This window comes from Chitinophaga fulva, from assembly GCF_012927205.1.
GTDB lineage: Bacteria > Bacteroidota > Bacteroidia > Chitinophagales > Chitinophagaceae > Chitinophaga > Chitinophaga fulva.
Map to the genome: position 1 here is coordinate 2,462,895 of NZ_JABBGC010000001.1, position 11,670 is coordinate 2,474,564.

The 11,670-nt window shown below is 47.0% G+C and carries 10 protein-coding genes; 3 read left to right on the top strand and 7 right to left on the bottom strand.

The annotated features are described in order from the left end of the window. The first annotated feature begins 11 nt into the window (after window positions 1-11). The 3 genes from HHL17_RS10270 to HHL17_RS10280 are packed head-to-tail and all read left to right on the top strand — an operon-like array spanning window position 12 to window position 5,679. Window positions 12-926 carry a PorP/SprF family type IX secretion system membrane protein gene (locus tag HHL17_RS10270; protein WP_169224631.1) on the top strand — a complete coding sequence of 305 codons (915 nt, stop codon included), beginning with the start codon at window positions 12-14 and terminating at the stop codon, window positions 924-926. A gap of 34 nt (window positions 927-960) precedes the next feature. Further along, entirely contained in the window at window positions 961-3,156 is a 2,196-nt protein-coding gene (locus HHL17_RS10275; protein ID WP_169224632.1) for an OmpA family protein, read from the top strand. A gap of 36 nt (window positions 3,157-3,192) precedes the next feature. Next, window positions 3,193-5,679, top strand: coding sequence for a Calx-beta domain-containing protein (locus HHL17_RS10280; RefSeq protein WP_169224633.1), 2,487 nt, complete (start codon window positions 3,193-3,195; stop codon window positions 5,677-5,679). A gap of 280 nt (window positions 5,680-5,959) precedes the next feature. On the opposite strand, the gene HHL17_RS10285 is transcribed toward HHL17_RS10280, so the two are convergent. The 7 genes from HHL17_RS10285 to rplU form a co-directional block, all read right to left on the bottom strand. Beyond that, window positions 5,960-6,454, bottom strand: a complete 495-nt coding sequence (locus HHL17_RS10285) for a GNAT family N-acetyltransferase (protein ID WP_169224634.1) — start codon at window positions 6,452-6,454, stop codon at window positions 5,960-5,962. 10 nt (window positions 6,455-6,464) lie between these two features. Then, window positions 6,465-7,100 carry a DsbA family protein gene (locus tag HHL17_RS10290; protein WP_169224635.1) on the bottom strand — a complete coding sequence of 212 codons (636 nt, stop codon included), beginning with the start codon at window positions 7,098-7,100 and terminating at the stop codon, window positions 6,465-6,467. Window positions 7,101-7,231: 131 nt separating this feature from the next. After that, on the bottom strand, window positions 7,232-7,981 hold the full coding sequence (locus HHL17_RS10295) for a PrsW family intramembrane metalloprotease (RefSeq protein WP_169224636.1): 750 nt from the start codon (window positions 7,979-7,981) through the stop codon (window positions 7,232-7,234). After that, on the bottom strand, window positions 7,978-9,666 hold the full coding sequence (locus HHL17_RS10300) for a helix-hairpin-helix domain-containing protein (protein WP_169224637.1): 1,689 nt from the start codon (window positions 9,664-9,666) through the stop codon (window positions 7,978-7,980). The genes HHL17_RS10295 and HHL17_RS10300 overlap by 4 nt, the downstream gene beginning before the upstream one ends. A 639-nt stretch (window positions 9,667-10,305) precedes the next feature. Continuing rightward, the gene (locus tag HHL17_RS10305; protein ID WP_169224638.1) at window positions 10,306-10,701 is read right to left on the bottom strand and encodes a histone; all 396 of its coding nucleotides are present in this window, start codon (window positions 10,699-10,701) and stop codon (window positions 10,306-10,308) included. A 64-nt stretch (window positions 10,702-10,765) separates the two neighbouring features. Continuing rightward, window positions 10,766-11,044, bottom strand: a complete 279-nt coding sequence (gene rpmA / locus HHL17_RS10310; protein ID WP_078672044.1) for a 50S ribosomal protein L27 — start codon at window positions 11,042-11,044, stop codon at window positions 10,766-10,768. A gap of 50 nt (window positions 11,045-11,094) precedes the next feature. Beyond that, window positions 11,095-11,397, bottom strand: coding sequence for a 50S ribosomal protein L21 (rplU, locus tag HHL17_RS10315; RefSeq protein ID WP_168811125.1), 303 nt, complete (start codon window positions 11,395-11,397; stop codon window positions 11,095-11,097). Window positions 11,398-11,670 lie beyond the last annotated feature (273 nt).

Below are 11,670 nucleotides of genomic sequence, written 5' to 3' on the forward strand. Positions count from 1 at the left end.
AGCTGATACCTATGAACAAGCGACTTATGAAAGCTTTAGGGATTGCTGTAATGTGCTGTTGCTGCTGCCTGAAAGGGTGGGCGCAGCAACAGCCGATCTACTCCCAGTATATGTTTAACGGGATGATCATTAACCCGGCATACCCTTCTATGGATGAATCCTCCAGCCTCACCGCTGTAGGCCGCAACCAGTGGGTGGGGGTAGATGGCGCGCCTAAAACAGCTACCGCTTCTTTTTATACGCCACTGAAGGCTACCAATACCAGCCTGGGTGTGTCGCTGATGAATGAGAAGATTACCGTCAATTCTCAGACCGGCGTGCATTTCAATATATCCCAACGGGTAAAGCTAAACGAAAAGTTATACCTCGCTATGGGCTTAAAGGCAGGTATGTCGCAATTTCGGGAAGACAATGCTTCCCTGTCTACTTCCGATCCGGTATTTGCCCAGAACCAGAGCTACTGGAAAACAGATGTAGGCTTCGGTTTTATGTTGTTCACCGATCACTTCTTTGTAGGCATATCTTCTCCTACTTTTAAAAGTTTTGACCTGGGCAACAGTGTCAACAAAGTAGTGGTGCAATCACATTATTTTATTCAATCCGGATACCTTCTGACCATTAACGACAACGTAAAACTCAAACCCAATGTGCTATTGAGGATAGTAAAAGGCACGGGCGTGCAGTACGACCTCAATGCAAATATTCTCTTAAAAAATCTGGTATGGCTGGGCGCATCCTGGCGTTCCGAAAAAACGATGACCGGTCTTGTACAAGTGCAGCTGAACAAAAACCTGCAACTGGGCTATTCTTACGATACCCCGATGCAGTCAAACCTGAAAGGCGCACAAACAGTTTCCCACGAAATAATGATCAATTATCGTTTTTCCTGGTCCAAATGGAAAGTGGTGGCCCCGCGGTACTTCTAAAAAAAATGTTATGAAAACCCGATTCACGGAACGAATGCGAAATTACCAAGTTGGCCGCCTGGTGTTTTTCCTGGGTGTGCTGATCATGACTGGCTCCTGCTCTTTTGTTAAAGACCATACTTCCGGTAGTATGGGAAGCATGTCTAAAGTAAGAAGGGCAGAACGGTCATTTAAAAGACAGGAATATGAAAGGGCGATATCGCTTTGTAATGATGTGATTAACAATACTGGTAATGAAGATGCCCGTCGGCAGGCGAAGTTCCAGTTGGCCCGCATTTATTTTGAGACGCGGCAGTTTGAAAAAACTGTCAGCCTTTATGATGAGCTCCTCTATAAACCCAGCGATGATGTGCTGGTGTCTGACGTGACCACTTATATCGACCTGCTGAAACGCACCGGGAGAGTGGAAAAAGCGCGCCAGATCAGTGAAGTGTATGCCAAAAATTATAAAAACAACGCCCGCTTCACTAATCTACAGGAATCCCTGGTGAATTATTATAACTTCTTTAACCGTGATTCCCTCCGGAATGTAAAGGTTGACAGTCTCCGGCTTAGCTTGCCCGGATATCAGTACGGACTGGCTTTGTATAAAGACAACATTGTTTTTCTTTCCAATGATTTTAAGAAGAATGAAGCCCAGTCTTTCTACACCAATTCCAAACTGTACATGATTTCGGAAGATGGTATTGAGCCGTTCAATAACAGCCTGAAAGGTATTTTACAGGTAGGGCCGGCATCTTTCTATGATCAGGGAAAGCGGGTGATTTACACCTCTAACCGGTTTACCGACGTTAAAAACGATAAAAATTCCTTTATCAATTATAACAACGGCACGCAACTGTTGACCGCTACCTATCAGGAAAATCACGATGCGTGGAGCAAGCCGGTACCGGTAAAACTGGGTAAATCTTCAGAATCCTGGTCTTTCCTGCATCCGTCAGTTGCTTCAAACGGTAAACGTTTGTACTTTGCGTCCGATATGCCTGGCGGTCAGGGTGGTACAGATATCTACTACGCTGACTGGGATAAGACGGAGAAACACTGGAAAGCGCCTGTGAACATGGGCCCGAAGGTAAATACCAACGGCAATGAACTGTATCCGTTTATTGTGGGAGACAAATTGTTTTTTGCTTCCAACGGTTTACGGGGCTTCGGTGGACTGGACATATTCATGATCGATCTGAAGACAGCAGAGGAAGGGCCGGTTCACCTGCCTTATCCTGTGAATACGCAGTTTGATGATCTGAATGCAGTGCTGGATGAATCCAAATTGTTATTATACTTTACATCGGACCGTTCCGGTGTACATGATAATGACCATATCTATGTGCTGAATCTGAAGAAGAATCCTTTGAAACAACTGGGACTGCCTTATCCCGGCAAGCCGGTAAATGACGAAGACAAAGTGCCTTATACCATGACGCAGGCGGACAACCGTCAACAGCTGACTTTAGTAGGGGATAAAACCTATGATAACCTGTCTCCCGTTGTGAAAACGGAAGACAAGCCTGCTGCACCTGCAGTGGCCAGTACAGCCGTTCCCGTTAGTACCTCTGCCCGTGAAGTAAAGGAATATACAGATAATATAGTGGATAGTTCTCCGGAGATGATACCCTGGCAGAACCTGGCCCATCCTGCGGCTGCCGTTGCGACTACCGCCGCAACCGGTACTGCCACCGCCGCGCCGAACTATGGACAGCGGACCGTTGGCGGTCAGCCGGAGCAGCTCAGCTGGCAGACATCAGCTGCCGCACCGGGGCGTCCTTCGTCTGCCGTAAAAAATAATGTACAGGCAGACAGCGCGGTCATTCACGTGAGCGCCTATACGTTATCTGCCGACAGTACCACCCGTGTGCATGCATCCCTGTGGAGCGTACCAGGGGCCGTTTATTTCGATCTTAATTCCTATATCCCGCAGGACAAGGAATGGAGCAAGCTGGATTCCATTTTCTATATCTGGAAAGCTCAGCCCAAACGGATGATCATCGTTAACGGGCATGCAGACATTATCGGAACAGAAAAATACAACCTTGCCCTGTCTAAAAACCGGGCGGTGTATATCCAGGAATGCCTGCTCAGTCGTGGTGTAGAAGCCGGTCGTATCCGTATCAACTATTTCGGGTCTACCCGGCCCGTACTGGTTGCCAGTCAGTATAAACTGGATTCCGACCGGGAGAAGTTCATCCTGCAACAGGGCGTGAACAGACGGTGTGAGATCACCATACAATAAAACGATTTTTTTTATTGCGTATATCAAACTAACAAAATGAACAAAATTGCATCACTAATGCTGTTACTGGGAATGGGCTCACAGGCCTTTGCCCAGGAAATGCCAGTTGTGTTCAACAAAAGCATGGGTGCTCCCAAGAACCAGTATCGGAAACTGGCCATTGCGGAGAACAATGCCATTGTTGCTATCGGCGGTGGATTGGATAACGGATGTATCACCAAATTATCCTCCACGGGAAATCCTATTTACAGTACCCGTTTAAACAAAGGCGGGCTGGTAGCTTACCAGGACTTATTACTGCTGCCTAAAAATGAACTAGTGGCGGTAGGTGGCGGCACCATTGCCTATGGTAATGCCCGTATCACCAAACTGAGCGCCACGGGAGAAGTGGTGTTTGATAAAAGTATCGGCAACGGCCAGGGTGGATACTTCACCAAAATCATTGCCGATCGTCACGGTAACTACATCACCGTAGGCGTAGATGGCAGCAAGCCCGCACAGGCGCGCATCACCAAAATGACTGCTGACGGTAAGATCGAGTTTGACAAAGGTTTTGGGGCACACAACGTATTTACAAACGTATTAATCGACGAAGACGAAAATATTGTGGCTGTTGGTGGAGACGTAGGAGACGGTCAGGGTAAAGCCTTTATGGTAAAAGTAGATGGTAAAGGCGAAAAACAATTTGACCTCGCCTTCGGTAAGCCCGGCGCTGTATTTGAAAAAATGCTCCTGCTGGAAGACGGTTCTATTCTGGCCATGGGCGGTGGCGCTTATGGCACCGGTAACGCCAGCCGCATCGCTAAAGTGAATGCCGAAGGCCAGGTAGTATTCGATAAAGAATACAGCACCGTAGACGGTAAGTTCAACGCCATGAAAGTAAATGACCTGGGCCAGATCTTCGCCTGCGCTGAAGAAAAAGACAAAGGTCGTATCGTAAAACTGCGTCCTGATGGTACAGAGCTGTTCAACAAAGAAGTGGACGCCGCCCTGTACGCCCTGGAAGTAGGCAAAAACGGTAAAGTGGTAGCTGCTGGTGGTAATATCGGCATGAATACCGGTAAGATCGTGAAATTACTGCCGGACGGCACACAGGTAGTCAACAAAAACCTGGGTACCGTATTCCAGCACCTGTTGCTCACCGAAGATGACGAAATGTGTGTGGTGACCAAAGAAGGATACCGCCTCATCAAACTGACACCTGATGGTGAATTGATGTTTGACAAACAACTGGGCAAATACGATACTAAAACCACGCTTGCTTCCCTGCTGATGAGCCCTTCCGGCGAAATCCTGGCAGCTGGCGGTGGTGATGAAGACGGTAACCGTATCATCAAAATCAGCCATGGCGTATCTGTTAATGATATCGCCGTGTCTGAGCCGCTCAATGGCTTGTCTAACGCTTCACTGACCATCACGCTCTCCGGCTTCCTCAGAAGCAACGGTGTGCGTACACCGGTGAATGTACATTACAAAACTATTCCGCATAAAGATGGTGCTGGTCAGGGTGACTTCGACATCACAGAAGGTACCATTTCCTTCGTGCCGTCCGAATTTGCCGCAGGCGCTATTATCTCCAAAACCATCCAGATACCCGTGAAAAGCGATAACCTGCTTGAAGGCAAAGAGTCTTTCCACGTAGAAATCATGGATGCGTCTGATCTGCATCTTACCAAGGCCAAAGGCGAGGTGACCATCCTTGACCAGCCAGCCATGGTGAAATTCATTGGTGGTACCAACGGTGCAGAGCCTAATACCGATGTTGTATTCTCTGCAGGGCTGTTCAAACGCGACAATACGCCGCTGGTAAATGCTACCGGCAAACCGGTTAAGCTGACCTACAAATTCGGTAACGGTACTGCTTTGCCTGGTGCTGATTTTGTCAGCAGCATCAAAGCGCCGTTTGTGATTGACAATGGCGCCAGCACCGCCAGCCTGTCTGTGAAAGTAAAAGACGATAACCGTTTTGAGCTGGCAGAGACCGTAGTACTGGTACTCAGCGAAATCAAAGCAGAGAACGAAGCTATCGTGGGTTATAATGGAGATGTGACTTCTATTTCCGCATCCCAGTATATCCAGGACCAGGCAGCGCATATCACGCTGGTAAAACTGACAGACGCCAACGAGTCAGCTACCGCGCCGGTAAGCATGTTCAAATGTATCCTTGTAAAAGCTGTTGATGGCTCAGTACAGACCAACTGTACCGGCAGCGATATCAATATCTACTTTGGAGTGGATTCTGTGAGTGCAGCCGCTTATGGCCGTAAGTTCGTGATCATGAACGGTGACATGGTGAAAATCACTGGTGACTGCGCATTCAGCGAAACAGACATCCAGGTGGCCGTGGTAAACGACCGTATCAAAGAGTCCGATGCGGTTGTAGCCGTGAAACTGCGTGACGTGACTACCGCTAACAATGCCGGTATGTTGAAAATCTCCCCTGAGCTGAAACTGAACAAGGCCATAGCTGTTATCCATGATGATGATAACGACGAAGGAACCGTGTTGACAGCTACCAAGTAAACCCGGCTTGAATCAATAACCGATATACGCTGTTTCAGGCAACACCTACATTCCCGCATAGATTACTATGCGGGAATTTTTCTTTAATAAACTTAAAAGCAGCATCATTTATATTAAAATATAAAAGATGCTGCTTTTTTTATTATTTGTAAATCCACGATAATCTGTTTATCGTAGGTAATGGTAGAAAGAATGAATAAAATAACTCAAAAATAAAAGAGTTGTGTCTTTTAATGGTTAACTTGGGAATAGCCTGGTATGTCCTTACCGGGCTCTTTTTTTATAATGATTTCCTCATTACATAGTCTTCCATCAAATAACCATTACCGATATCGGTATCTTTCTCAGTATAGGTAGAGAATCCCATCTTCTCATAGAAAAAGCGGGCTTTATTGTAGCGGTTTACATCCAGTTCAAGGATGGTAGCACCCAGTTTTTTCACCTGGCGGATAACAGTATCCAGCAGGAAACGGCCTACGCCTTTACCCTGATAGTTGGTATCGAGATAGATTTTATGCAGTTTATAGACGCCTTCTGTGTCAGTGGTGCTATAAGATGCAAAGCCGATAGGTCTTTTATCGTCCTGCAGGATGATGAACTTGTGATTTAATTCCGCGATCTGTTTGGTGAGGGCGGAGGTGCTGTACATCAAATCGATCATATAGTCGATCTGTGCAGGTTCGAGGATGCGTTGGTAAGTTGGTCTCCAGATTCTTTCAGTCAACTCCTGTATAACGGGAATGTCGGCTACTGTTGTTGATTTTACGCGATACATGGTTTGTGTATTATAAACGGTTACTTTCCTCAATAATATTATCGACTGTTTGTTGCAGCCGGTCGAGTGGTGTGTATCCTCTTGCGCAGAGGTACAGTTGTTTGCCGGTGTCCAGAATGGCGGCGGGGAAGCCGGTAATGCCCCAGTTCTGCACCAGTTGAAACTCCTGATTTGTCTCATATCTCAGGTGCTCATTGTGCAGCCGGTCAATAAATTCATCTTCCGGCAGGCTATATTTCCGGACCAGTTTCCGGTAAGTAGTGTCAAGGTTAAGGCTTAATCCATCATAGTTAAGCGCATGTTGCATATCATGTGCGAAAGAGATGGCGTTCTCAGGCTGATAAGCCTTAAAAACGGTAAGGGCGATTGACGGTTTTTCTGAATCCATCATTTCCTCAGAAGGCAGCAGCTTTTCCAGAAAAGCGTTACCGAATTTCACTCCCGTCATTTCTTCCACGTTGGTATGTTCCCGTTGGATATAGGCAGCCATCGTAGAGAACGGGTGGCGATTGTCTCCCACGATCATACCGCCGGAGAGGATATCAAATTCCATGGCACCGCTGTGCAGCTGCTGAAACTGCATGACTACAGGTGTAAACCCGTAGCACCATCCACAAAGCGGATCATAGACATATATAAAGCGCATAAACAGGCATTTAGCTTTTCGCAGTTAGCTGTGCTAGCCGTTAGAAAAAGTGCAAGTCGCTGCAAAGATAACTAATCTCCAGTTTGAATTGACCCCTTATATGGTGCAACTGCAATTATGCAGGCTGTGGATCATAGCAAGTCGTCTTCTTCCACTTCATCCGGCAGGAGTGGAGAGGCGCCTTCCGCCTCTTTATCGAAGTGCCGGTGAAACAGTTTTTTCGACAGCATCATTTCTTTCCGGGTAGCCCTGTAAGATAATCTGGCAGCGATGACCAGCGTAAAAACCGCCGCCCCCAGTGCCAGGATGTTGTTACCGGAGAACAGGAAAAAGTCGAAGGAGCCATGGAAAAATACGGCGATCAGCAGGCCTTTCAGCAGGAGCATATTCCGTTGTGCCGGCATGAATTTGGCCAGCCCCACATAGTATCCCATGAGTATGGCAAAAGTAGCGTGGGCGGGCACTGAGAGGAACATGCGGGCTACGCCTGTACCAAAACCGAATTGACCAACATAAGCGATATTCTCCAGCGTGGCAAAGCCCATTCCGATCATCACCGCATACACGATGCCATCCAGCGGCTCGTTGAATGCTTTTTTAGGATAAGCATAGAAACGCAGCACGAGAAACTTGGCGAATTCTTCAGAGAGGCCTACTATGCCGTAAGCAAAGAAGGCCGTATCAAAGAGGCTTTGATTGGTTTCCCGGAAGCCGTACATGGAGGCAAGCACCTGAAACAGCAGTGGCATGACCACGCAGGCCATGCCAAGGAGAAAACTTTTCAGCAGGAGGCTGACCGGCTCGGGGTCGTATTTGTCTATCACAAATATCAGGAGACAGATAGCCAGTCCCGGGGCTACGGCCAGCGCCAGTAACATCATGAGAGGATATTTTTTTGTTTTTTACGTTCCTGCAGGAAACTATCGAGCATGTCAACGCTGAAACTGCTCAGATTGTTGGCTTTGGTAACGCCGCCTTTTTGAGCTGCCAGTGTGCCATAATGCACGTCCCGGTATCCCTGAATACTGTGGGCATCCGGATCGATAGATATGAGCACTTTCTTCTCCAGCGCATAGGACAGCCAGGTCCAGTCAATATCCAGCCGGCGTGGGTGTGCGTTGAGCTCAATCACCACGTTGTTGGCCGCGCAGGCGTCAATCACTGCTTTATGATTGACCGGGTAACCGTTGCGGCTCAGCAACAGGCGGCCGGTCATATGGCCGAGGATGGTCGTATACGGGTTTTCGATGGCTTTGAGTATTCTTGCCATGGCTTTTTCTTCCGTCATTTTCAGGTTGGAGTGCACGGAAGCGATGACGAGGTCGAAGCGGGCCAGCACCTCATCGGGATAATCCAGTGTACCGTCGTTGAGGATATCCGCTTCAATGCTTTTGAAGATACGGAAGGGGGTCAGTTTTTTATTTAGTTCGTCGATCTGCTCCTGTTGCGCAATGACCCTTTCGATGCTCAGGCCGTTGGCATAGAACGCAGAGCGGGAGTGGTCACTGATGACGAGGTATTCGAAGCCCTGGTTTTTGGCGGCAGTGGCCATTTCTTCGAGCGTGTCCACACCATCGCTCCACTGGCTGTGGGAGTGGATAATGCCTTTAATATCCGCCTGGGTAATGAGGGTGGGCAGTTGTTGCTGGCGGGCCAGTTCAATTTCGTGCTGTCCTTCGCGTAGGCAGGGCGGTATATAGGCCATGCCGGCGCCGCTGAAGATCGCTTCTTCAGAGGGGGCTTTGCGGATATGGGAGGCGCCGCCGGCAGCATTGAATTTATCGATGAAGGCAGGAGCGCCGGTTGTGCAGAAGAGGGTACTGTAGAAATCGTCGGCCTCGCAGGCGTGGGTGACTACATTGAGTTTATCGTTGTATTTCCATACCTGGTTAGGGCCGTTGGCGTCGCCGGGGGTGAATCCGGGTAGGGCAGCGATGCGTTCCCGCAGCGTTTCCGGTGCAGCTGCGATCACAAATTCCAGTTCATCGATGATCACCTCCTGACGGCGGAAGGCGCCGGTAAGCGCCACCGGTGCGGGCGCCAGCAGTTCCTGTAATTGTTTTTCCAGGTCGGCCGCAACGGTTTCCACTTCTGCAAAGAGGTAGCGGTTGCGGTTAGACAGGTAGAATTCTATATTCTGGCGGACGTTTTCCTGTGTTTTTTCACCGAAGCCTTTGAGCAGGAGCAGGCGGTTTTCGTTACAGGCGTACAGTAGTTCACCCATAGACTCTATCTCCAGCTCTTTCCAGATGGTTGCTATTTTTTTTGGTCCCAGTCCTTTGATCTTCATGATTTCGAGGATACCGGGAGGCGTGATGTTAAGGTAGTTGGTGAGCAGGGAAAAGCTGCTGGTATCGAGCATTTCGAGGATGCTTTTCCCGGTAGAATCCCCGATGCCTTTGATGCGGAATATCTCGTCGCGTGGCGTGTCTTTGAGTTGTGCCGGCAGTTTTTCGATGGTGAAGGCTGCAGAGGCAAAGGATTTGGCTTTAAAGCTGTTTTCTCCGTGGATGTCCATTAGTTTGGACAGCAGGGAGAAATTATCGGCTATTGAATTATTGTCCATGTGGTAAAAATACGAATTCCATGTATTCGTCGGATTGGTGTGTTTTGCTGATTTTTCGTGATTTTGGACGTTTTTTGGCGATTTTGGACAATTTTGCCTCCTAGGTTTCCCAGGGCTGAAGCCCTGGGCTACGTTGTTGGTCAGGCTGTTTTCAGGTAAAGGCTTGTTAGAGGTGGGGTGGGAATAAGGTTGGGATAGGTGGGAAATAGCGGTATTGGAAATGAAACTTATGATAGCGTGAACAGTGTATGGCATGATGAAGCTAAAGAACGGATTAGCGCAGGAATTCAGCTTCCGGGAACAGTGTTATTGTGATGTGAGATAATGTTGTGGCGATATGGAGGCTAAGGATGAAGGGAACAAAAGCATTTTAGTACAGTACTTCAGTTTCCGGGAACAGTGTTATTGTGAAGTGTGATAATGTAGTGGCGACATGGAGGTGAGGGGGCAAAAGCATAGTAGTACAGGCCATCAGCTTCCTGAGAACGGCATATTGTTGCATAAAATAATGTATGCAGCGATATGGAAGCCTGAACAACAATGTAGCCCAGGGCTTCAGCCCTGGGGACAAAAATGAGCATAAAAAAGATCCCGGCGTAGAAGCCGGGACCTTTATAACTACATTTTGTAAATCCGATCTTAGTTTGCCGGAGCAGCTGGTGCTGAAGGAGCAGCTGGTGCTTTTTTAGCAGGAGCTTTCTTCTTAGCAGCAGGTTTTTTAGCAGCAGCTTTCTTTTTAGGAGCAGCTTTTTTAGCAGCGGCTTTCTTTTTAGGAGCGGCTTTCTTAGCAGCGGCTTTCTTTTTAGGAGCAGCTTTCTTAGCAGCCGCTTTTTTAGGAGCGACTTTCTTAGCAGCAGCTTTCTTTTTAGGAGCAGCTTTCTTAGCAGCAGCTTTCTTTTTAGGAGCGGCTTTCTTAGCAGCAGCTTTTTTAGGAGCGGCTTTCTTAGCAGCAGCTTTCTTTTTAGGAGCAGCTTTCTTAGCAGCAGCTTTTTTAGGCGCAGCTTTCTTAGCAGCCGCTTTTTTAATTGTTGCCATTGTTTTTTGAATTTGGGTTAGTAAAAAAATATTGGGTATAAAAAAACTTTATGGCTAACACTGATTAGGCTTCTGCCTGAGCAGTGGTGTCAAATGCTTTAACAGAAACGTAAGTCTTGTTTTCGCGACCTTTTCTGAATTCAACCACACCATCTGCCAATGCGAAAATGGTAAAATCTTTACCAACGCCTACGTTTTGACCGGGATGATAAACGGTGCCTCTCTGACGAACAATGATGTTACCAGAAATAGCAGGTTGACCACCGAAGATTTTTACTCCGAGCCTTTTGCTCTGGGAGTCACGGCCGTTCTTTACACTACCTTCACCTTTTTTATGTGCCATTGTATAATTACTTTAATTTGTCTAAATAAGAATAATAAGCTTAAAATGAATTAAGCTATTTCATTGATCCGGATCTTTGTGAAATGGGTACGGTGTCCAACTTTCTTTCTGAAGCCTTTTCTTCTCTTCATTTTGAAAGCGATTACTTTGTCACCTTGCACATGGCTCAGGATCTCTGCCTTTACTACTGATTTTACATCAGTGCCTACGGTCAGTGCACCAGCATTGTCTGTTAACAGTACTTCGGAAAACTCCACTTTGTCTCCAACTTTTCCTTGTAACTGCTGTACAAAAATTTCCTGGTCTTTTTCTACTTTAAATTGCTGACCTGCGATTTTTACAACTGCAAACATAATTATCCAAAATATAATTTCCGCAAAAGTATCAATTGTTTTCCAATTGAACAAAGATTTCCGGCTTTTTTTAATTCATATATGTAAATACGTATTAAAAGCCGGATAAAAACTTAATCTTTTCAAAGATACATACTTTCTTGAATTTTAAATTTTTTTAACAAATTCCGGGCCATGCCGGCCGGCTTTCCGACAGGACATGACAAAGCGGTAAAAACAGTTATTTTGCTGCACAACCCAACACAATTTTATATACTTTTGAATTTTGGAATG